Source organism: Lentibacillus salicampi (assembly GCF_004565465.1).
Lineage (GTDB): Bacteria > Bacillota > Bacilli > Bacillales > Amphibacillaceae > Lentibacillus > Lentibacillus salicampi.
On the sequence record NZ_SRHY01000024.1, the window covers coordinates 1 to 20419 of the forward strand.

General features: G+C 43.7%; 25 protein-coding genes. 11 read left to right on the forward strand and 14 right to left on the reverse strand.

All coding sequences use genetic code 11. From position 1 onward, the window contains the following. Positions 1-187 precede the first annotated feature (187 nt). A complete protein-coding gene (locus E4U82_RS12740) occupies positions 188-385 on the reverse strand; it encodes a hypothetical protein (RefSeq protein WP_135110554.1) in 198 nt (65 codons plus the stop codon). Positions 386-792: 407 nt separating this feature from the next. On the opposite strand from E4U82_RS12740, the gene E4U82_RS12745 reads away from it, so the two are divergent. The 5 genes from E4U82_RS12745 (at position 793) to E4U82_RS12765 (ending at position 3809) form a co-directional block, all read left to right on the forward strand. Then, entirely contained in the window at positions 793-1365 is a 573-nt protein-coding gene (locus tag E4U82_RS12745; protein ID WP_135110555.1) for a DUF2975 domain-containing protein, read from the forward strand. 18 nt (positions 1366-1383) lie between these two features. Further along, the gene (locus tag E4U82_RS12750; RefSeq protein ID WP_135110556.1) at positions 1384-1605 is read left to right on the forward strand and encodes a helix-turn-helix domain-containing protein; all 222 of its coding nucleotides are present in this window, start codon (positions 1384-1386) and stop codon (positions 1603-1605) included. Positions 1606-1678: 73 nt separating this feature from the next. After that, positions 1679-2596, forward strand: a complete 918-nt coding sequence (locus E4U82_RS12755; RefSeq protein WP_135110557.1) for an ABC transporter ATP-binding protein — start codon at positions 1679-1681, stop codon at positions 2594-2596. Further along, entirely contained in the window at positions 2589-3548 is a 960-nt protein-coding gene (locus E4U82_RS12760; RefSeq protein ID WP_135110558.1) for an ABC transporter permease, read from the forward strand. The genes E4U82_RS12755 and E4U82_RS12760 overlap by 8 nt, the downstream gene beginning before the upstream one ends. A gap of 81 nt (positions 3549-3629) precedes the next feature. After that, positions 3630-3809: a hypothetical protein gene (locus E4U82_RS12765; RefSeq protein WP_135110559.1), complete on the forward strand. Its 180-nt coding sequence runs from the start codon at positions 3630-3632 to the stop codon at positions 3807-3809. 40 nt (positions 3810-3849) lie between these two features. Here E4U82_RS12765 and E4U82_RS12770 read toward each other — a convergent pair whose 3' ends face one another. The 4 genes from E4U82_RS12770 to E4U82_RS12785 all read right to left on the reverse strand — a co-directional run bounded on the left by E4U82_RS12770 (position 3850) and on the right by E4U82_RS12785 (position 8249). Further along, the gene (locus tag E4U82_RS12770; RefSeq protein WP_135110560.1) at positions 3850-4125 is read right to left on the reverse strand and encodes a YkvA family protein; all 276 of its coding nucleotides are present in this window, start codon (positions 4123-4125) and stop codon (positions 3850-3852) included. A gap of 231 nt (positions 4126-4356) precedes the next feature. Then, positions 4357-6186 carry a translational GTPase TypA gene (gene typA, locus E4U82_RS12775; RefSeq protein ID WP_135110561.1) on the reverse strand — a complete coding sequence of 610 codons (1830 nt, stop codon included), beginning with the start codon at positions 6184-6186 and terminating at the stop codon, positions 4357-4359. Between the two features lie 60 nt (positions 6187-6246). Beyond that, complete coding sequence (locus E4U82_RS12780; RefSeq protein WP_135110562.1) at positions 6247-7566, reverse strand: sensor histidine kinase; 1320 nt, start codon at positions 7564-7566, stop codon at positions 6247-6249. Positions 7567-7568: 2 nt separating this feature from the next. After that, positions 7569-8249, reverse strand: a complete 681-nt coding sequence (locus E4U82_RS12785; protein ID WP_135110563.1) for a response regulator transcription factor — start codon at positions 8247-8249, stop codon at positions 7569-7571. A 164-nt stretch (positions 8250-8413) separates the two neighbouring features. Between E4U82_RS12785 and E4U82_RS12790 the strand changes: the two genes are divergently transcribed. Together E4U82_RS12790 and E4U82_RS12795 are read left to right on the forward strand one after the other, a co-directional pair. Then, entirely contained in the window at positions 8414-9739 is a 1326-nt protein-coding gene (locus E4U82_RS12790) for a S1C family serine protease (RefSeq protein ID WP_135110564.1), read from the forward strand. Positions 9740-10035: 296 nt separating this feature from the next. Continuing rightward, positions 10036-10830 (forward strand): zinc ribbon domain-containing protein, encoded by a 795-nt coding sequence (locus E4U82_RS12795; RefSeq protein WP_135110565.1) that lies wholly within the window; start codon positions 10036-10038, stop codon positions 10828-10830. 447 nt (positions 10831-11277) lie between these two features. Here E4U82_RS12795 and E4U82_RS12800 read toward each other — a convergent pair whose 3' ends face one another. The 5 genes from E4U82_RS12800 to E4U82_RS12820 all read right to left on the reverse strand — a co-directional run bounded on the left by E4U82_RS12800 (position 11278) and on the right by E4U82_RS12820 (position 13453). Continuing rightward, entirely contained in the window at positions 11278-11484 is a 207-nt protein-coding gene (locus E4U82_RS12800) for a zinc ribbon domain-containing protein (protein ID WP_425339526.1), read from the reverse strand. Between the two features lie 85 nt (positions 11485-11569). Beyond that, positions 11570-12235, reverse strand: a complete 666-nt coding sequence (locus tag E4U82_RS12805) for a TraR/DksA C4-type zinc finger protein (protein WP_135110567.1) — start codon at positions 12233-12235, stop codon at positions 11570-11572. A gap of 76 nt (positions 12236-12311) precedes the next feature. Beyond that, positions 12312-12752 (reverse strand): GNAT family N-acetyltransferase, encoded by a 441-nt coding sequence (locus E4U82_RS12810; RefSeq protein ID WP_135110568.1) that lies wholly within the window; start codon positions 12750-12752, stop codon positions 12312-12314. A 59-nt stretch (positions 12753-12811) separates the two neighbouring features. Then, positions 12812-13144, reverse strand: a complete 333-nt coding sequence (locus E4U82_RS12815; protein ID WP_135110569.1) for a hypothetical protein — start codon at positions 13142-13144, stop codon at positions 12812-12814. 108 nt (positions 13145-13252) lie between these two features. Next, positions 13253-13453, reverse strand: a complete 201-nt coding sequence (locus E4U82_RS12820; RefSeq protein ID WP_209300571.1) for a cold shock domain-containing protein — start codon at positions 13451-13453, stop codon at positions 13253-13255. Between the two features lie 449 nt (positions 13454-13902). Here E4U82_RS12820 and trhO point away from each other — a divergent pair, with 449 nt between their 5' ends. The 3 genes from trhO to E4U82_RS12835 all read left to right on the forward strand — a co-directional run bounded on the left by trhO (position 13903) and on the right by E4U82_RS12835 (position 16698). After that, entirely contained in the window at positions 13903-14889 is a 987-nt protein-coding gene (gene trhO, locus E4U82_RS12825; protein WP_135110570.1) for an oxygen-dependent tRNA uridine(34) hydroxylase TrhO, read from the forward strand. Between the two features lie 489 nt (positions 14890-15378). After that, on the forward strand, positions 15379-15858 hold the full coding sequence (locus E4U82_RS12830; protein WP_209300573.1) for a glutathione peroxidase: 480 nt from the start codon (positions 15379-15381) through the stop codon (positions 15856-15858). A gap of 282 nt (positions 15859-16140) precedes the next feature. Next, complete coding sequence (locus E4U82_RS12835; RefSeq protein ID WP_135110571.1) at positions 16141-16698, forward strand: DinB family protein; 558 nt, start codon at positions 16141-16143, stop codon at positions 16696-16698. A 52-nt stretch (positions 16699-16750) separates the two neighbouring features. Here the strand turns inward: E4U82_RS12835 and E4U82_RS12840 are convergent, their stop codons facing one another. The 4 genes from E4U82_RS12840 to E4U82_RS20330 form a co-directional block, all read right to left on the reverse strand. Beyond that, positions 16751-17614, reverse strand: a complete 864-nt coding sequence (locus E4U82_RS12840) for a hypothetical protein (RefSeq protein ID WP_135110572.1) — start codon at positions 17612-17614, stop codon at positions 16751-16753. Continuing rightward, positions 17595-18530, reverse strand: a complete 936-nt coding sequence (locus tag E4U82_RS12845; RefSeq protein ID WP_135110573.1) for a WD40/YVTN/BNR-like repeat-containing protein — start codon at positions 18528-18530, stop codon at positions 17595-17597. The genes E4U82_RS12840 and E4U82_RS12845 overlap by 20 nt, the downstream gene beginning before the upstream one ends. Next, positions 18530-19294 (reverse strand): GNAT family N-acetyltransferase, encoded by a 765-nt coding sequence (locus tag E4U82_RS12850; RefSeq protein WP_135110574.1) that lies wholly within the window; start codon positions 19292-19294, stop codon positions 18530-18532. Before E4U82_RS12850 ends, E4U82_RS12845 begins: the two co-directional genes overlap by 1 nt. Positions 19295-19525: 231 nt before the next feature. Next, positions 19526-19729, reverse strand: coding sequence for a GNAT family N-acetyltransferase (locus E4U82_RS20330; protein WP_342447740.1), 204 nt, complete (start codon positions 19727-19729; stop codon positions 19526-19528). 99 nt (positions 19730-19828) lie between these two features. Here E4U82_RS20330 and E4U82_RS12860 point away from each other — a divergent pair, with 99 nt between their 5' ends. Next, entirely contained in the window at positions 19829-20128 is a 300-nt protein-coding gene (locus tag E4U82_RS12860; protein WP_135110575.1) for a hypothetical protein, read from the forward strand. Positions 20129-20419 lie beyond the last annotated feature (291 nt).

A 20419-nucleotide genomic window follows, 5' to 3' on the forward strand; every position in this document is an offset into this window, starting at 1 on the left:
TAGTTTCCATGAGAAGGCCTCTTTCGAAATGTATTTGCCCGTCAAAGCATACATTTATGATAGAGTGCCTTCTCTTTTTTGACTAGAAAATTGCCTCAGGTGGCCCCGAGAATTATTTTACACATATTATAGTTTTTTAAGATGAAGTTTAGTGCAGATCAGTGTTCATGAACAAGGTTCTTGATAATTACACCTTCTCGAGCGGATGTTTAGCTCTACCGTTGATATTTGAGGGTTTACCGTTGATGTCTGCGCCCCTACCGTTGATGTTCATGCCTTTACCGTTGATAATCGCCCTACTGCCGTTGATGTTCACGCTCCTACCGTTGATATCCACCTCTCTACCGTTGATGTTCACCTTTTTACCGTTGATAGTCGTGCCCACCGTTGATGTTCACGCTCCCACCGTTGATAGTCGTGCCCCTTCCCTCGATGTTCACGCTCCTACCATTGATATCTGCGCCTCCACCGTTGATACCCGCCCCTTTACCCTCGATAGCCGTATCCCTACCACTGATATCGGCCCCTCCACCATCGATAGTCGCGCCCCTTCCCTCGATGTTCACGCTCCTACCATTGATATCTGCGCCTCTACCGTTGATATCCGCCCTTCTCCCGCTGATGTTTCGGATCGCTGATGGGTCCCCCCTCGTGTGCAAACCACTTTTTAATATAATTTTATTGATAATCAATAAAAAAACATTGAATAATATAAATTAAATATGGTAATATAATAATTGCTCCACATAATTCTATGTGAATTGTATATTTCAGCTGACAAGGAGTGTACCAATGAGTCTCAACATTCTATTTAAGATCTCATCCCTTCTTAGTTTACTATTGTTTTATTTTGTGCTTTTAACAGGCTTATTCACCATCGTAGCAAATGTTTCCTATATCTGGTGGCCGGACAGTTCCTTCACGCAATCGTTGGGAGAATTCAACCCGATATATGGTTATATGACGCTTGACTTTTATCAGCAACCTGATCTTTATACAGATAAATCCTTTATGGTGCTGTATTTCATTTCCAATATCACCTTGTTTCTGTTTGCGCTTGCGTTCCTATGGCTCATGTACAAATTCCTGAAAAATATTTATAAAGAAGGGCTGTTTATGCATGAAAACGTCTCACTTCTTTTCGGTATAGGACTGACATGTCTTGTTCTGGGATCAGCCACTACATATACAGATGGCCTGCTACTCTCAAAAGCTGTGACGGCGCTTGATATTTCCAATGCATCGATTGCTTTTTCAAATATCGCTTATGCTGATTTCATCATCACTGGATTTGTGCTTATGTTTATCGCGTCAGCTCTTAAGACAGCTGTCAGTGCGGTTGAAGAAAACAAGCAAACAATATGATGAAACAGGAGGGCTGCAATGATCCGAATAAATCTTGATGTTATGATGGCCAAGCGTAAAATGTCACTAAATAAACTCTCTGAATTAGTCGATATTACACCTGCCAATCTGTCCATCCTTAAAAATGAAAAAGGCAAGGCTATCCGCTTCACAACACTAGATGCATTGTGTCAGGCTTTGGATTGCCAGCCCGGTGACTTAATGGAATATATCGACGGAGAAAGCCAGCATTCGACATAATGGACCTGAACGGCTGAAACTTTTCTGTGGTTTTTACGTATTACAAAATAGTTAATGAAATGGAGGATTTATCATGTCAGATACAGCAATGGAACTAATCGATGTCAAAAAAGTCATCGGAAACAAAGACATTATTAAAGGCCTGACTTTCAATATTCATAAAGGGGAAGTGTTTGGGTTCATCGGTCCCAATGGTGCCGGCAAGACGACGACTATACGTATGATGGTCGGATTGATGGGACTGTCAGGTGGTGATGTACGGATACTTGGCAACAGTATCAAATCAGACTTTAAAGATGCCATCCGGGAAGTTGGCGCGATTGTCGAGAATCCGGAGATGTACCCGTTCATGACCGGGAAGCAGAATTTAACTCACTATGCCCGCATGATGCCAAAGGTCACGAAAGAGCGTATCCAAGAGGTCGTTAAACTTGTCGGACTGGAAAAGGCGATTAACGAAAAAGCCGGAAAATATTCTTTAGGGATGCGCCAGCGGTTAGGCATTGCTCAAGCCATACTGCATCAGCCATCTGTTCTTATTTTAGATGAGCCGACCAATGGATTGGATCCGGCTGGAATTCGTGAAATCCGTCAGTACATACGAAAGCTGGCAGAAGAGGAAAATGTTGCTGTGATCATTTCCAGTCATTTGCTTTCTGAAATCGAATTAATGTGTGACCGAATCGGCCTGATCAAAAATGGGGAAATGGTCGCCATACAGGATGTGAATGCGGCGACGGAGCAGACGACTGTTGTTGAAGTACAACTGGAGGTGACACCCATACAAGAAGCGGTTAACATCTTAACGGAGGATTTTGGCATTAAAGCATCCGGTCGTGATACGTTGCTTATCCAAGCCGAGCGGGATAGAATACCAGACATTATTGAAACGTTTGTGAAGCAAAATATCCGGATTTACCAGGTGACGGTCACGACATCAACACTGGAGGATAAATTCTTTGATTTGATTGGGGAGAATACGATTGAGTAACTTTTTTCAGCTATTAATGAATGAACAATTTAAATTATACATCCGTAAGTCGACGTGGATCATGTATATTCTGATGGCCGTACTGATCGTGGGAGTGGCTTTTCTGTCCAACTTCGGTGTGGAAAATACACCGACATATCAGGCAGCACATGATGACGACTGGCGGCAGACACTGCAAGACGACAATGCCAGTATGCAGAAAAAGATGGAACAAGACGAGATGATGCAAGGCGCCTATACAGGCCAAATTGAAAAGAATAATTATTATCTTGACAATGACATCCAGCCTGCACCATACGATACATGGCAGTTTGTCATGGAAAACAAATTCCTGCTTTCACTGGTAAGCCTCTTGACGATCATCGTCGCGGCAGGGATTGTCGCCAATGAATTCAAATGGGGCACCATTAAACTATTGCTGATCCGCCCAATTACCCGGACAAAAATTCTGGCATCCAAGTATGTCTCGGTATTATTATTTGCGTTGTTCACGCTTCTTTTTGTCCTGATTTTTTCATGGATCATCGGCGCAATATTTTTTGGTATCAATGGAATGGATCCGCATATCGTGGTCAACCAGAGTGACGGCTATGCCTATGTTTCCGTTATCGGACAAATTGTTCAAGGCTATGGATTGCAGCTTGTGACACTTGTGATGATGGCCACGTTCGCCTTTATGATTTCGGCCATTTTCCGGCAGAGTTCGCTTGCGATCGGAATTGCCATTTTCCTGATGCTGTCCGGAAATGCGATTGTCGGCTTCTTCTCTGATTACAACTGGGCAAAATATATTCTGTTTGCCAATACCAACATGAATCAATATATCAATGGATCACCGATGTTTGATGGCATGAGCCTCGGATTTTCCATCACGGTATTAGCGGTTTATTACGTCATTTTTCTGACCGTTTCATGGGTATTTTTCACCAAACGGGATGTTGCCGGACACTAAACTGCTTTACCAGCATATGATTGAAACATGTATTATAATTGAAGTAAGAGCGTATACCCGAATATCCGAGGTGTAGAAATCATGAAACGTCATTTAACTGCCATATTTATCCTCATAACTGGCATCGTTTTGATTATTGGCATGGGTGTGGATCTTTATTGGAGCGGGATTGCTTCATGGGGTATAGCAGTGGTTTGTTTAATGTTTGCCGTATACTTTACGAAATATATACCAAATGATAAAAATGATAAACAGCAGTAAACAGGACCGGGGTGTTAAGGCATCCCGGTCCTGTCAGCATTTACTGGAAATGATGTTTTTCCTTCAATGATTCCGGTGCCACTTTCACCATCCGCTGCAAAAGAAAGGCTGCGACTGTAATATCATCAAAGAACCCGAATAAATAGAAAAAATCCGGGATCAGGTCAAACGGAATGAGGATATAGCCGATTACCAGGACGACATATAAAAGTTTTGTCGTTCCTTTCACTTGTGATGAACGGAAAAAGTCTATCACAAAAGGAATCGATTTATGAAATTTGAGTAGAAAAATTAATCGTTTGAACAACCTTCTCAATTGCTGGCACCTGCCTTGGCCTTATTTTAAAACTTCCTTTAACTAAAAGAAGCATAACATATAAGGAAGAATAGTTTGTTCGCCAAAGGGGTTTCTTCTGATATTTTCCCACTTCTATTGATATTCCATCTTTTTGTAAATTCCAATCATCTCCCGCAAATCATTCACCGTAACATCACATCTTATTAAAAAAACCGGTAACAGCTCTTGCGGCCATTACCGGTTCAATCATTAACCCATTTTCGTTTTTTTGGATGCTTTTTCACGTTCATTTTTATTCAATATCTTTTTGCGAAGGCGGATCGTTTCCGGTGTCACTTCACAATACTCATCGTCATCGATATATTCGATCGCTTCTTCAAGGGATAAGTCACGCGTTTTTCGGATGACGGCTGTCTGGTCTTTCGTAGCGGAGCGAACATTGGTTAAATGTTTCTCCTTTGTGATGTTCACGGTCAGGTCGTTATCACGATTATGTTCCCCGACGATCATACCAGCATAAATCTCAGTCCCTGGTTCAACAAAAATCATACCGCGGTCCTCGAGCTGCATAATTCCATATGTCGAAGCCTTCCCATCTTCCAGTGAAACGAGAACCCCTTCACGACGTTCGCCAACAGGGCCTTTTGCGACTGGTTCATAGGCATCAAACGTATGGTTCAGGATACCATAACCACGCGTCAGAGACATGAATTCTGTTGCATAGCCGATCATGCCGCGAGATGGCACTTTAAATTCAATGCGCACTTGACCATTGTTCTGGTTCGCCATGTCAAGCATTTCTCCTTTGCGCGAACCGAGCGATTCCATAACCGGACCGGTATAATCTTCCGGAACGTCAATTTGGACACGCTCCACCGGCTCACATTGAACGCCATCGATTTCTTTAATGATGACTTGAGGCTTCGACAATTGCAATTCGAATCCTTCACGCCGCATGTTTTCAATTAAAATGGAAAGATGCAATTCCCCACGTCCTGAGACGGTCCAGGCATCCGGAGAATTGGTTGGTTCTACACGCAGGCTGACGTCGGTTTCGAGCTGTTTCAACAGGCGTTCTTCAATTTGTCTGGATGTGATATAGCTGCCTTCACGGCCGGCAAACGGGCTGTTATTGGTCAAAAATGTCATTTGCAGCGTCGGCTCGTCAATACGGAGCCATGGCAGTCCTTCAGGGTGATCCCTCGGGCAGATCGTTTCACCGACATTGATATCATCCATACCAGCAATCGCCACAATGTCACCGGCTTTTGCTTCCTGAATTTCGACCCGCTTCAGTCCGATGAACCCGAATAATTTACTAATGCGGAACGTTTTTTGCGATCCGTCTTTTTTCAGGACTACCACCTGCTGCCCGACACTGATTTCTCCGCGGACAACACGTCCGATTCCAATCCGGCCTAGATAATCGTTGTAATCCAGCAGTGTAATCTGGAATTGCAGCGGTTCACCTGATGTATCTTTCGGTGCAGGAATGTGATCCAATATCGTTGTAAATACCGGGTCCATTGTTTCTGTCTGTTCATCGGGCTCCTCACCTGAAGTACCATTTATTGCGGATGCATAAATGACCGGGAATTCCAGTTGTTCATCATCTGCACCCAGTTCGATAAATAAGTCCAGCACCTCGTCGATGACTTCATTCGGCCGGGCGTTCGGACGATCGATTTTGTTAAGCACAACAATCGGTGTTAGCTTTTGCTCAAGTGCTTTTTTCAGGACAAATCGTGTCTGCGGCATACAGCCTTCATAAGCATCGACTACCAGCAGAACACCATCAACCATTTTCATAATCCGTTCCACTTCACCGCCAAAATCGGCGTGACCTGGGGTATCAAGGATATTAATCGCTGTGTCCTCATATTTGATTGCCGTATTTTTCGACAAAATGGTAATTCCGCGTTCACGTTCAATATCGTTCGTGTCCATGGCGCGCTCATCCACTTGTTCATGTTCGCGGAAAGTCCCCGAATATTTCAGCATCTGATCAACAAGTGTTGTCTTGCCATGGTCAACGTGGGCGATAATGGCTATGTTGCGGATATCTTCTCTTAATTGCATAAACGTACGCTCCTCATTTGTTTCAGGATGGCTCAAACTATACTAGTATAACACAAATGTTTACTCAGGAAAAATAATTACAAATTTTGCCCCGCCAAGTTCGGACTTCTCCACCATGATCTTCCCGCCGGACTGCTCGATAATGGCTCGAGCGATTGCTAGCCCAAGTCCTGTTTCGCCAGTCTTACCTTTTACAAATCGGTGGAATATATGTGGAATGAGGTCCTCTGAAACACCTTCTCCATCATCTTCAACCATGATTGTTTTATGTTTCACGGTAATCTCTACACGCGAATGAGCATGGCGAATGGCGTTAAAAGTGAGATTCAGTAGAGCGCGCAGCAACTTTTCCTGATCAGCGAAAAAGACACTTTGTTCATCCACGACGTGTTCCAGACTAATATCATTTTCACTGACCAGCGGAAACGCCCGACCCAAAACCTGATCAATCAATTCGGAACCCTTAATCCGCGCTGGCTGATATTCCGTCTGCTCACTGTCCAGTTTCGCGAGCAGGATCATTTCATTAATGATTTTTTTCAGACGGTTCACCTCGGTTACCATCATCTCAAGACCTTTTTCCTTATCGTCGTCATCAAAAACGTTATCACGGATGCCTTCCGCATACCCTTGTATCGTCATGAGCGGCGTTTTCAGTTCATGACTGGCATTTTGGAAAAACGCCTGCTGTGATTTCATGTACCGGTTCAGTTCAGTCGCCATATCGTAGACACCTTGCTCGACCTCTTTTATTTCGCCTGTTGCCTTCACGCGTTCGATTTTATCGAACTGACGGTTTTCAATCTTCTTCAGCTGCTTTTTCAATTTTGTGAGCGGCGTCACTAACTTATTGGTCAGCAAATAACTAAGAAAAACAGCAGCTATGGTACCGATGAGAAACACAAGAATCAACCGTCTGAAAAAATCCTGCTGTATGACTTGTAAATCCGTTAACGGGGTCAGTAAAATCAGCTCAAGACTAGTTTGCTCTGGGTAAATTAAAATACGTGATGTGACAAATTTACTGTTTCCCGCTTCCCATAAATCCTCACGGGTTTCTGCAAAATAATCATTGGCTGAAAATCCTTTCACATACTGCTCCGGCATCGTTGACATGAGGACCTGATTTTGTCTGCGGTCGTATAGAAACAGCTGCAGGTCCTGATCTTCCAAAAAACCGCCGAAGTCCTGTACATTCCCCTGTGGCCGGTATTGTTCGTTCAGTACATCAACAAGCAATTCACCTTTTTGCTGCAATTCCGTTTTTTCATTGTCGATCAGCATCTCAAGTATCATGGAGTAAATGACATAGCCTGTAACAGCAAGAATGACCAGTAAGAGCGCCGTGAACGCTACATTTAACTGTGACTGCAGTTTCATCGTTATTCCTCTTCACCGCGCAGCCGATAACCATATCCCCATACGGTTTCCAATGGAATATCGACCAATTTTTTGCGAAGCCGTTTAACCAGATCGTCGACAGCACGATCACTGCCGAAGTAGTCTTCTCCCCAGATTTTGATGAGTAATTCCTCGCGAGAAAAGGCCCTGTTGATGTTTCTGGCAAGCAACAGAAGCATATCAAATTCCTTGGTAGTCATATCCTGTTCCTCACCATTCCAAAAAATCCGGCGATCATTCTCGTGAATTAGCAGATTGCCCGCCTTAATCCGGTCATGTGGTGTATCCTGTACGGAATGGCTGGTACGCTTGAGCACACGCTTGACACGCGCCACAAGTTCGCGGGGGCTGAACGGTTTAGTTAAATAATCATCACCGCCCAATTCAAGCCCAAGGATTTTATCAATTTCATCATCTTTTGCTGAAATGATAATAATCGGGACATCGCTTTCCTGCCGAATTTTTTTACAAAATTCATAGCCGTCCATCCCAGGAAGCATAATATCAAGCAGCCACATGTCCGGTTGCCGGGTTTCCCACAATTCCCAGGCTTTCTCAGCCGAATCCATCACCGTGACATAAAAGCCTTCTTTTTTCAAATAGGCTGAAACAATGTTTTGGATATTCGCATCATCTTCCACGACACCAATATGGTTCGTCATAAGCGATTCCTCCATTATTTGATCTTTATGATTGTTCGTACGCGAAAACGGGAATACCCTGAATAGAATTACACACTTTTGCCATATCCGTACCAAAATACTACCAAACGTTATGGCTATAATGAAACTTGTAATCATCATAACGCAGAAGAGGTGAGATATTCATGGATGACAATCAGAATCATCAAAATGACAATATGAATCATGATAACGAGGAACAAAAGGAAAACGCGTCCATCCAGAATACAGAACCGGAAACGAATGGCGGCATTGCCCAAACGGCAAGACAACATACAAAAGCGAAACAAACTGAAAAACCACCAAAACAGAAAAAATCCGGTAACCTGCTGAGCGGGCTGGCTGGCGGTCTTATTTCAGCCATTGTCGTTGTCCTATTGTTTACATCGAACATTATACCAGATAATAACAACAGCTCCACTTCCGACGATGCTTCAAGCGAAAATAACCAAGCATCAGAATCACCGGAAGTTACGGAAACCATTGCATCAGACAATGCTGAAGCCGCATCAAATATGGATGAAGCAGCAGATGCCGTTGTTGGGGTCACCAGGATGCAGCAAACAAATATTTGGGAACCCAGCCAGAAATCCGGAACAGGCTCAGGGATTCTTTATAAAAAAGAGGATGGCAATGCCTATGTCGTTACCAACCATCACGTTGTCGCCGACGCTCAGGAAGTGGAAGTGGCGCTCAACAATGATGAACGCATTAAGGCAGAAGTTCTCGGTTCAGATGAACTGAGTGATTTGGCTGTCCTGAAAGTTGACGGCTCCAAAATCGATACCGTTGCTAATCTTGGGGCCTCAGAGGATGTGAAAGCAGGCGAAACCGTCGTCGCCATTGGCAACCCGCTTGGGATGGAGTTTGCCAACACCCTGACAAGAGGAATCGTCAGCGGCATGGACCGTTCCGTCAGTACGGATACGAACGGTGATGGCCAGCCTGACTGGGTAACAGAAGTCATACAGACAGATGCTGCCATTAACCCGGGGAACAGCGGCGGTGCACTTGTCAATTCAGATGGCAAGGTAATTGGAATCAACTCGATGAAGATTGCCCAGACGGCCGTTGAAGGCATCGGATTTGCCATACCAATCGACTCAGCCATGCCAATCATCGAGCAGCTTGAATCGGATGGCAGTGTTGCCCGGCCATACATTGGCATCAGCACAGCATCCATTCAACAGGTTCCACCGCAATACCGTGACCAGATTCAGCTTCCGAAAGATATGGAAGGTGGTATGGTTATAGCCCAGGTCGAAACAGGCTCACCTGCTGAGCAAGCGAACCTGCAGCAATTTGATGTGATCACGAAAATTAACGGAAATGAGATTAACTCGTTGGTGGATTTGCGTAAGTTCCTCTATAATGAAACAAAAATCGGTGAAACTGTCGAGCTTGAAATTTACCGAAACGGCGAAGCACAAACCGTCTCACTCGATTTGGTTGAACGCGAACAGGGACAATAGAAAGCCCCCTTGCAAAAAACCTGCACTCAGTTGCAGGTTTTTTGTTATGATAGAGAATGGACACTTTTCGAAATGCAAAATATACCAAAAACGATTATACTTTAAATAAGCGTTCAAAAAGAAGGATGAAAAGGACCGAGAAATTCGAGGCGAGGCAGCTTTGAGAACGAAGCGTGACTTTTGCGGTTGGCGATTGACGTGGGCATTCGCAGCAGAAGATCATTTATCGATGCGTTGTTTTCACCAGTTTTTTTGAACAACCCTTTAAAGTAAGTATCAAGAAAGGAAGTGATGGTATGCAATGTCCATCGTGTGGTCAGTATTCAGAAGAAGGAAAATTCTGCACCAGCTGCGGGGCGCAACTCGTCCCGGAGCATGAACAGGTAAAGGAAGAATATTCGGGAGACAACGAAGTCTCTGCAGCAAGCGTCAACCCCGGGCAGGACAAGGAAACCGGGGAATCATCCAATGAATTCGTGGAAGTTCTAAAAAATAAGGCAATCGACTTCGGGCACTTTTTTATTACACTTGTTAAAAATCCGGATGAAGCCAAAAAGGCCAATCACTCAGACATGATTTCAAGCCTTATAGCCATCATTTTATTTGCCCTATTATTGTCGGTGAGCTACCATTTTATACTCACTGCCATCCCGGCAGGATTTTTTAGTAATGTTTCCATTTTGGACAGTTTCATTCTGCCGTTGATTACCTTTGTGTTACTGGAATTCCTGATTGCTGGATTGACGTTTGCCGGTGCAAAATTGTCTGCTCAGGCCGTCACATTCCCGGATGTCATCGCCAAATATGGTGCTTATTTAATCCCGTTTCTGCTTTTATATGCAGTAGGCCTGATATTTTCTTTAATCGGAATATCGGCACTCGCTGGCATCCTTATTCTGATAAGCATCCTTGGCTTATTATTGTTGACCCCCACTTTCATCTTATTGGAACAGCCGGCGGAAGGGTTTGATCGCATTTATGTACTTCTGGGGCTGTACATTATCGTCATTCTGGCTTTTGCCTTTTTCTCGCAGTCATTCCTGAGTTCAATTGTCGGGAACATGATGGATACGATGCTTCGCGGATATTAGAAGAAAGGAATGGAAAAGTCCGATAAAAACGGCTGAGAACGCAGCTAAATCCTCCATCAAGTAAAAAGACTGTCGTCCACCTAAACGACAGTCTTTTTATGCTTATTTCCTATCTATCTGACAGGCAAACCGGGCTTACATCACATAACTGAATAAAACAGGTTTTTGATCGTCTTCAAATCTTCATTCCATCGATGAAGACCTAGTCGAACGATTTATGATTTCCTTCAGGTCTTCATTTCTCCGATTAGTGAACGACACCGTGGTTGGGCTAAAATGGTATACGATCTTACCTCACAGCAATGGGCACCAACCACGCATGGATTGGTGCCCATTTTTCCTATGTGATTTGATTATTTTTCGTTAATCTGAATGCTGGATTAGCTGCAAACATCTGGATTTTCGCGCGTCTTTAGCCAGTACCGCTCTTCCACTCCCAGATCGGACTTACCCAAAAAAGAAATCAAATATGTTACTGCCTGATGAGCTTTTCTTATTGTAGAATTCCGAATATCCGCAGTTCTTGCACCAGACCACAATGAACTGGTTACTTTGCACATCAAACATTTTCGATAGGCCTGTCCCGGTCATGGCGACTTCCTTCTGCTCGGCATCTGTACTGCCGCATTTGATACACCCGTGTTTATCTTCCAATTTCATCATCTCCTTATGATGCCATACGGATACACGGCGCTTATGGTTTCACACCTCAAGCGAATCCTTCATCAGCAAATACCATTTATTCCTCATATTCTTTGTGATTCGGCGTCACACCAGTGAAATTCCCTTCACGGTCAGCCGCCAGAAAGCTTTCCTCATCGGTAACACTTCCGACGTTCTCATCACTGTTCGGATACATATCATCGTAGTTGTCACGATCGCCATAAAAATCTGATGCCGTCTCCGATGTCCCGTAGCGGCTCACTTCCTGCCAGGCATCTTCCGCATCGTAACCCGTTTGTTCTTCATCGGTTATCTCATCCGGATTGATATTCGGGCTGAAGACACCTTCTTCCACCGGCCGATCAGCCTTAGCAAGATTATCCAAATCCTCCGCATGTTCAAAACAGCGGTCTGCTGTTGGGATAGCTTCCAGCCGCTCGAACGGTATATCGCGCCCGCATTCGCTGCAGATGCCATACGTTCCATCCGCAATCGCGTGAAGAGCGGCATTAATATCTTTCAGTTCCTTTTCAGCGTGTTCATTCAGCGCAATATCCTTCTCGCGCTCAAACATCTCTGTACCCATATCACCAGGGTGGTTATCATAATTGGATAGTTCATCCATTGACTGTTTTGTCATTTCAAGTGAGGTTCCGAAATGACCCTGCACCTGAGGGATTAACGCATTCTGCCTCTCCAGCAGTTCGTTTTTACATTGATTAAGCTGATCATTTGTCATCATAGCCGTCAGCCTCCATTGTCTAAAAATGAATCGCTAACCATACTATGTGCCGATACAAATGAATGATACTTTATTTTTACTTCCATATCATGTTAATGTGTACGATCCCGTCGTCAAGATATGGTTCAGACACTTGCCGGAACCCCAACTCCGAATAAAAACCTTTTAAATATTCCTGAGCTTCAATCTTAATTTCCGACGAATGCCATTGATTGGAAATGTAGTCGATTGCTTTTTGCATAATCTCGCGTCCATAACCACGGCCCCGGAACTTTTCAGCAACCGCGACCCTGCCTATGGACGGTTCTTCAAATATGGTGTTCCCCGGCAAAATTCGGACATTGGCTGCAATGTCATGATCATCTTTCAAAAAATAATGGACGGCCTGCTGATCATAACCATCCAGTTCAGGGTATGCGCATTCCTGCTCCACGACGAAAACTTCCACCCGAAGTTTCATCAGCGCATATAAGTCATCATTCGTCAGGTTCTGAAATGGCTTTATGTACCAGTCCATCAGCTGTCCGCTCCCTTACATCTGCAAATTTTTGTTCGATTATCATGTCCGTTGACCCATCAATCAGCGGTATTTTTACTTTTATCAGAGCTTTTCTCGGCTTTGTCAACGATTTGCTCCTGCACAACGAACGCCAGGTCTTCATTGCCAAACAACTGTAAAACATTAAGCACTGTTTGATCTGGAATGGCCTCGGATTCCTGTTTTGAAACCGTTAATTCCAGTGCTTCCCTTAAAGATCCGTTGTTCATTTGGTTTGGATATGCATGACTGTATAGTGCTTCCGGATCCAGATCGTTGTTGATGCACCACTGAGCATACACAAGGATCATCATTTTTTCATCCTGCTGATAGCCTTCAATCACTTTTTGTTCGATATCATCTTTCTCCATTTTTGTTCCCCCACCTTTCGCAGCATGAACTCATCTACCGATATTATCATTCTAAACAAAAAAGGTTTACCTCACAAACGAGGTAAACCTTTTTCTAATCACAGTCAATTATACGGCTGTAACGTTAGCAGCCTGTGGTCCGCGGTTGCCTTCAACGATTTCGAATTCAACGTTTTGACCATCTTCAAGTGTTTTGAAGCCTTCAGCATTGATTGCTGAGAAGTGAACGAACACATCGTCTCCATCTTCGCGCTCAATGAAACCGAAGCCTTTTTCAGCGTTGAACCATTTTACTGTACCAGTCATCATATAAAACGACCTCCTTATGCAAATATGTGCAAAGTAATTGAACCATAAATACTTTTACACCACTTGTTAAAGAGATCGTAAAGTATTACTAATTTCAATTTCATTTGCTAAACCCTACTTTACTCCTTTACGGAACAAAATGCAAGCAGTTTGGGAAATTATTTTGAGAATCGATTGAAGAACGACTTATATGGCACTTTACATTTGCTAAAAAGGCCATAAAAACTTATGAATCCTTTTAGACAGGTTTCAACAATTTGAACTGGTGCTTGGTCTTTCATTTGAAGGCTTCGTGCTTTCCAATCAAGGTTTTTAACTTGATCTGTTAAAATAACCCATCAGAAAGTGCTGCTTCTGGTAAAACAGGCCAAAACATGATAAAATACTCTTCTGCAAGATGAAAATCCACTGCTTGTATCTTGCAAATACAAAGTGTAGGTGGTATAGAAATGGAAAATAAACAGATGTACCAAGTGCTGCTTTATTATAAATTTGTGCCTGTGGACGATCCGGAGACATTTGCCGAAGAACATTTGGCATTCTGTCAGGATCTTGGACTGAAAGGGCGCATCATGGTGGCACATGAAGGACTGAACGGAACCGTTTCCGGCACAGTCGAACAAACAGAACAATATATGGAAGCCATGCATCAGGATCCGCGATTTGCGGACATGGCGTTCAAAATCGATGAACACGATGGACACGCTTTTAAAAAAATGCATGTGCGGCATCGTCCGGAAATTGTCAGCCTGAAGCTGAACGAGGACGAAAATGTGAGCCCAATGGAAAAAACGGCGGCGTTCCTCTCGCCGGAGGAATTTTATCAGGCGATGCAGGACGAAGAAACGGTCATTCTGGATGCACGCAACGATTACGAATATGACCTTGGACACTTTCGCGGTGCAATTCGGCCGGACATTGAAACATTTCGTGAACTGCCCGGATGGATCCGTGAAAATAAAGATCAGCTGAAAGATAAAAAAGTGTTAACCTATTGCACCGGGGGCATCCGTTGTGAAAAATTCTCCGGCTGGCTGATGAATGAAGGCATTGAAGATGTCGGTCAGCTCGATGGCGGAATTGTTACCTATGGCAAGGATTCCGAAGTACAGGGCGAACTATGGGACGGCAGATGTTACGTCTTTGATCAAAGAATTTCCGTTCCGATCAATCAGAACGAACATGTTGTCGTCGGAAAAGATTATTTTGACGGCCAGCCATGTGAACGCTATGTCAACTGTGCCAATCCGCCATGCAACAAACAGATCATCTGCACAGAGGAAAACGAACACAAATTTATGCGCGGGTGTACCCATGAATGCCGGGTGAGCCGGGACAACCTGTATGTTCGGGAGCATAACTTATCCCAGGACGAAATTGACCGCAGACTGGCAGTCATTGAAGAAGAAAGCAAAGCGAAACAGGAAGTATTATAGGTAAACTGTAAGAGGCCATCCCTTTGTAAGTTGCATTGGATGGTCTTTTTTTATCGTTTATTAAGCGAATTTCCTATGTGAAAGGGAGTTGGTTCGGCTCAATCATCGTGAGAAGCCCCGTCCCGATGAAAAGGACACCGATTTTGGTTATAAATCATCGTGAGAAGCTCCGTCTTGATGAAAAGGACACCGATTTTGGCTATAAATCATCGTGAGAAGCTCCGTCTCGATGAAAAGGACACCGATTTTGGCTATAAATCATCGTGAGAAGCTCTGTCCCCGGGAAAAGAATGGAAAAGGAAGTATATTCCATATGCGTAGCATGAAAGCCTCACTAAATGAAACCTCTCAAACTTATGCCGCAGTTCACAGTTTGTGCTTATTGATTCGAAAGTTGAGTGGGTATCATAACCCCAAAAACTCATGATTCAATTTTTTGACAATATTTGGGGGAATTGTTACGGTTTAGTCAAAAGGGGGGCACTCATCATTAATATTTATCAATTTTCAGCCCATACAATAGATGGAGAGGCAAAGTCGCTTGCTGATTTTGGAGGAAATGTCCTCCTGATTGTCAATACCGCCAGTGAATGCGGCTTTACACCACAATTTGACGGACTGCAGAAACTATATGATGCGTATAAGGATGAAGGGTTCGCTATACTGGGGTTCCCGTGCAACCAGTTTAACCAGCAGGACCCTGGATCCGATGACGAAATTGCCGGTTTTTGCCGGAGGAATTACGGTGTTACATTTCCGATGTTCAGTAAGGTTGACGTCAAAGGAGAACGTGCACACCCGTTGTTCACCTATTTGACTAGCCAGGCCAAAGGGGTTGTCACCAGGCAAATCAAGTGGAACTTCACTAAATTCCTCATCGACCGAAATGGGAATGTGCTTAAACGCTACGCACCACAGACAAAACCCGAAAACATTGCACAGGATATTGAAGAATTACTGCATGCATAGGATGGCTGACCTACTATTACCGGGACAGCCTTTTTGTTAGTAGAGGCTTTTGAGGCTTATGATGGACTTTGTCGGATGAATAACTGAATTTCCCCATAAGTTACGTAAGATTAATCGAGAGGTTCACTCCCAAAAAGGTCACTCGGGCATTTTTGATACCATATACAGCGTTAGTTGTATCCAATTAACCACGATATCTTATGCTTTTTAAGGTATATTTTTTAAAAACACACCTTTTTGGGGACTAACCATCCAGAGACAAAATGGCAGAGGTGATGTCACTTGAAAAGTCACTACCTATCATTTTATTTTCAAATGATTGAACACCGGCGGGATGCTTTTTATCGGTATGTCACGGAAAATGTGAACGACACATGGGAGCGGCCAATGCCGGATAAATGGTCGGTTGGCGAAACAATTTATCATCTCGTGCTGATGGTACGGTTAGTGAGAAAATTTTCCACTTTCTATCTCCCGGTCATGACGCTTTACGCAAATCTGCGCAAGGCGCGTCCATACAAAACGGAGACTTATAATATCTATGCGGAATACAGTCAAATGAAGAAAAGGCCGATGAAAGCGCCTTTTGTATTAATGCCGCCCAAAAACGTAAGTCAGAAATATCACTTCACGGATATTCAGCAGCTGCTTGACAGCGAAACGGCCAGATTGAAGAACAAACTATCCCGTATGGACGAACGTGTTGCCGGACAAATTTACTATCCGGATCCGATCGCACACTACCCAAACGTTATTCAAAGCATTCACTTATTAGCCATCCATGAACAACACCATTTCGATTTGACCAGGAAGTATCTTCAGCAGCAAATAGTTCAGTAAGCGGAAATGATTATGTTATAGGATAGCCGTTCAACCCTATTCCGACCATATTTCAATTTGACCCTTTATAGTCCAGTGTTATTGGCTGATTGTTCTTCATAGTTGCTTTGTATAAACGAATATTTCCGACAGTCTGCTCAGAAGAATCGGAATGTACCTCGAAGTTTTCATTTAACGATAGGGTCCAAGCGGCTTCGTCATTTTTATGTAAAACGACCGCAAGTGTGCCAAACTGCTCCATATTGTCCCATCCAAATGTTTCTGTTTCACCATCCACCGTAACCGAAATTCCTTCTGTGCCGCTTACCACCTCTGTATTATCAGCCTGCCACTGTCCGTGAATTTCTGCTCCCACATAGTAGTAAGACCGGCCACTGCCGCGATCACCATATGTCGCGATGAATTGCTGAATCGATTCATCCGCCGCTTCATAAGTAACAGCCGCAATATCATGCGCCAACCATTCGACGTTAAACGCACCCTCTGCTGCATCGGGCAATTGTTCTTTGGGGCGGGCCAGAATACCGTAATAAGGCCGGTAATAAGTGGCCTCCCCACTCCCCGCATCTTCTTTAATCGATAAAACATGCTTCCAGTCAGGGGACACACTGAGGATATGGTTCATGTCCCGACTGTTGCCTATAAGCAATACACCATTAACTATGACAAACAGAATGGCAACACCGTAAACGATGAATTTGTATTTTTTCGTGAGTGTAAGTAACAGTAGAATCGCTATGGCCAAACAAATAATACAAAGCATATTGATGATGAAAAAGAGCCGATCGTCAATATACGTTACCTGATATTTTTCATGCACAACTAAATAGCCCATTTGCAGACAGAAAAACCCGACGGCGAAAAGTAACAGTGCCCAGCCAACGATTTTAATCAGTTTACTGCTGTTTTGTTTCATCAGGCTGTACCTCCGTTGAAAAATTCCATGTTAAACCGTTATCCTCTGACACAAACTTTCCTTTCACCTTTCCACCCTTATAATCCCCATTTGGACCCTGGTTGACCAAAACGGATAAATGATTGTCCACTTTTTTGGGAACATCGGCCTGAACAAAGACTTGATGATACTTTTCCGGAATGTGAAAGACTGCTTTCTCCCAACTCTCTCCACCATCCTGTGTCACATAAACATCCGGTTCCATGGGGTTAATCGTTCCATAGGACAAAAATCCAGTCGTTGCATCCAGGAAGCCGCCGTCTGCAATCAATCGTGTTGTCGGCGGATCTGCTGTTGCTCCCCAGGTGTCACCGCCATCTTGTGTTAAGAAAGCAGTTGAATACTCCTGTGACATCGTTCGGCCGCCGGAGGCAATCACATAACCAAATTGGTCCGTTAAGAAGTCAGTTTTCCTGAACCGCATTTCCGGGAAAGACTCCGAAACAACGCTATCCTGCCATGTCTTCCCCTTGTCAGTGAAATATGTTAATGCGACCGAACTCTGCTGATATAAGAACGCTGCACGATTTTCCGTCAAAATATAGCTGCCATCAATCAGTTCCTGTTCGTCACCTCTGTATTCCCCGTTAAATAATAATTCTTTCTCAATCGGGACCTTTATCCAATCGTCCCCGCCGTTATACGTGATGTTCAGCTCGTCGTTTTGCAAGGTATAACTGATGGTATCACGATTAACCGGCCGCAATGGTTCCTGCTCAGGTTGCGCAGTCTGATTTGGCCCTGTTGCATTCTCCTGCACATCATTCGGCTGATTCAATTGTGGTGCCGTCGGCTGATCCAGGCCCTGGTTAACGTACATCCCGATGCTCAGGCAAATCACCATCACAATAGACAGCCCCAAGATTAAGTGTTTCATCAACAATACTCCTTATGTCTATCATTCATTTGCCCTTCATGCGATACCGAAAACGCCAGTGATATGACAGGATCATTATTCCGAACACACCCATTCGCAGACATAACGTTTTGCATTGGCGTGTTGTCAACCTTGGTTACACCATAATAGGATGTGGCACCAAATTCATGCTGCAGTCTGTATAATCCAATGAGATGCAGCAGCCTGCCGTAGCCTTTCCCACGAAATACTGGATGAACACCTATCCAGAACATACGCCCTTCCTTGTCTGTATCCGGTTCGATATGCGGCAGCACCACACCAATTGGCTCGCCATCAACCATATAAACCGTATACATATTATCCGCCTGTGACGGCAATTCGGTCTTCATGCCCTTTAGGAACTTCTCTGCGTCACGGAAGCTCCTGCCCATTACTTCGGATAAAAGCGATATGGCATTCGGTCTGGTAATGGGACAGACCTCGTGATACGGCACCGTGCTTTTTTCAATCGGATTTGTGAGCGGTTTTGTATAGACTACACGTTTTCCGGTCATTCGCATTTGCTTTTTCACTTCATGCAAATTATTCAACATGGCTTCGGAACATTCAAACAATACCTTCTCAAACCGGCTATTTCCTAATCCGGTCAAAAGGTCACTTATAAGTGAATCTATCTTGGCGGCACGGTGGTGTCCGGCATCAGATAGTTCCAGCATGATGTCAAAATCATTTTTAATGCTGCGTACACCAGCACGCTTTAGCTGTTTCAATAGGGTATCCATGGAAAGCTCCCCCTTTTCTAAAATCATTTTACTACAAATTGCCTGTTCCGTCTGTGAATTTTTCGGATAAAAGATCGTGATGGGCGGGATCCTTGGGTTTGTAGCCAAGCATTAATTCATAATGCCCGGCTAAACAAATGACTTCACCATTGTATAAAAACTGCTGCCAGGCGGATAACCCTTAATCTCACCGACGACTTCATCCCCATTTGTTTCATAAAAAGAACGGACCTAAAATTCAAATGTGGTTAATAACGCTTTTCTTGCACCCTTCTCTTTGGCAATCGTCTCCATTTTGTTTAGAATCAGACCGCCTGACCCTTGACCCCTAAAATCTTTCCTGAACCAAAAGTCATTAATTTCCACCCAAAGCCAATAAATTTCAGCGCTTATGCCACCGATCCATTGACCATTCTCATATGGAATACCTTGCAGCCCTCAATTTAGGATACTGGTAAATATTTACTTGAAAATTGGGAATATTATTGTTACATTAATAAATAGGAAAAATGTCCTAGGGAAGGGGAGACGAGGTTGAATTTTCAACAGGCGCCACACGGGGGACTATTTAAACTCGTATACACCAAGGAATATGCTGGAGATATCAGGCTTTATGTTATGGTTGAAACTGATGATGGCATGCAGAAAAGGGCATACAGCTGGAGTAAGGTTTCGGACATGCATCATGAAGGGCTTAGACATTATTTATTATCCTTGGAGGAAGGGATCGTGAGCGGGTTGTATGATATTGATAAATTTTCCGATATAAGCCACTGCTTTTTTGTTCCATCATTCGTCATTTATAAGAGCTTATTGGATAACCATTCACGTTGAACATCCCACTACATGTCCCACATACTGATCCAACCATCTTGTAGTTTAGATCTGTTCGATAAAAAACCATCTTTGTGCAGCTTAACTAGACTGTTACTGCGACTTTGACTTTTTATTCATCACCCTAAATATACGCCTTTCGGAACAAAAATCAGGTAACTGCAAGGCGCCCTATTTTTATACATGTTAATAGGAATTGACGGTTTACATAATAGACTTGGCTGTTGCTGCGAATTACCCTTGGACAAGCGCCGGGTTTTGGTGGAACAATAACAACATGAATGCGCTATG

Excerpts from the sequence above, each read along its gene's own strand:
- E4U82_RS12745 (WP_135110555.1), top strand. The coding sequence starts at position 793 with ATGAGTCTCAACATTCTATTTAAGATCTCATCCCTTCTTAGTTTACTA.
- E4U82_RS12750 (WP_135110556.1), top strand. The coding sequence starts at position 1,384 with ATGATCCGAATAAATCTTGATGTTATGATGGCCAAGCGTAAAATGTCA.
- E4U82_RS12755 (WP_135110557.1), top strand. The coding sequence starts at position 1,679 with ATGTCAGATACAGCAATGGAACTAATCGATGTCAAAAAAGTCATCGGA.
- E4U82_RS12765 (WP_135110559.1), top strand. The coding sequence starts at position 3,630 with ATGAAACGTCATTTAACTGCCATATTTATCCTCATAACTGGCATCGTT.
- typA (WP_135110561.1), bottom strand. The coding sequence starts at position 6,186 with ATGCAATTAAGAGAAGATATCCGCAACATAGCCATTATCGCCCACGTT.
- E4U82_RS12780 (WP_135110562.1), bottom strand. The coding sequence starts at position 7,566 with ATGAAACTGCAGTCACAGTTAAATGTAGCGTTCACGGCGCTCTTACTG.
- E4U82_RS12785 (WP_135110563.1), bottom strand. The coding sequence starts at position 8,249 with ATGACGAACCATATTGGTGTCGTGGAAGATGATGCGAATATCCAAAAC.
- E4U82_RS12790 (WP_135110564.1), top strand. The coding sequence starts at position 8,414 with ATGGATGACAATCAGAATCATCAAAATGACAATATGAATCATGATAAC.
- E4U82_RS12795 (WP_135110565.1), top strand. The coding sequence starts at position 10,036 with ATGCAATGTCCATCGTGTGGTCAGTATTCAGAAGAAGGAAAATTCTGC.
- E4U82_RS12805 (WP_135110567.1), bottom strand. The coding sequence starts at position 12,235 with ATGATGACAAATGATCAGCTTAATCAATGTAAAAACGAACTGCTGGAG.
- E4U82_RS12810 (WP_135110568.1), bottom strand. The coding sequence starts at position 12,752 with ATGGACTGGTACATAAAGCCATTTCAGAACCTGACGAATGATGACTTA.
- E4U82_RS12815 (WP_135110569.1), bottom strand. The coding sequence starts at position 13,144 with ATGGAGAAAGATGATATCGAACAAAAAGTGATTGAAGGCTATCAGCAG.
- E4U82_RS12820 (WP_209300571.1), bottom strand. The coding sequence starts at position 13,453 with ATGATGACTGGTACAGTAAAATGGTTCAACGCTGAAAAAGGCTTCGGT.
- trhO (WP_135110570.1), top strand. The coding sequence starts at position 13,903 with ATGGAAAATAAACAGATGTACCAAGTGCTGCTTTATTATAAATTTGTG.
- E4U82_RS12840 (WP_135110572.1), bottom strand. The coding sequence starts at position 17,614 with ATGAAACAAAACAGCAGTAAACTGATTAAAATCGTTGGCTGGGCACTG.
- E4U82_RS12845 (WP_135110573.1), bottom strand. The coding sequence starts at position 18,530 with ATGAAACACTTAATCTTGGGGCTGTCTATTGTGATGGTGATTTGCCTG.
- E4U82_RS12850 (WP_135110574.1), bottom strand. The coding sequence starts at position 19,294 with ATGGATACCCTATTGAAACAGCTAAAGCGTGCTGGTGTACGCAGCATT.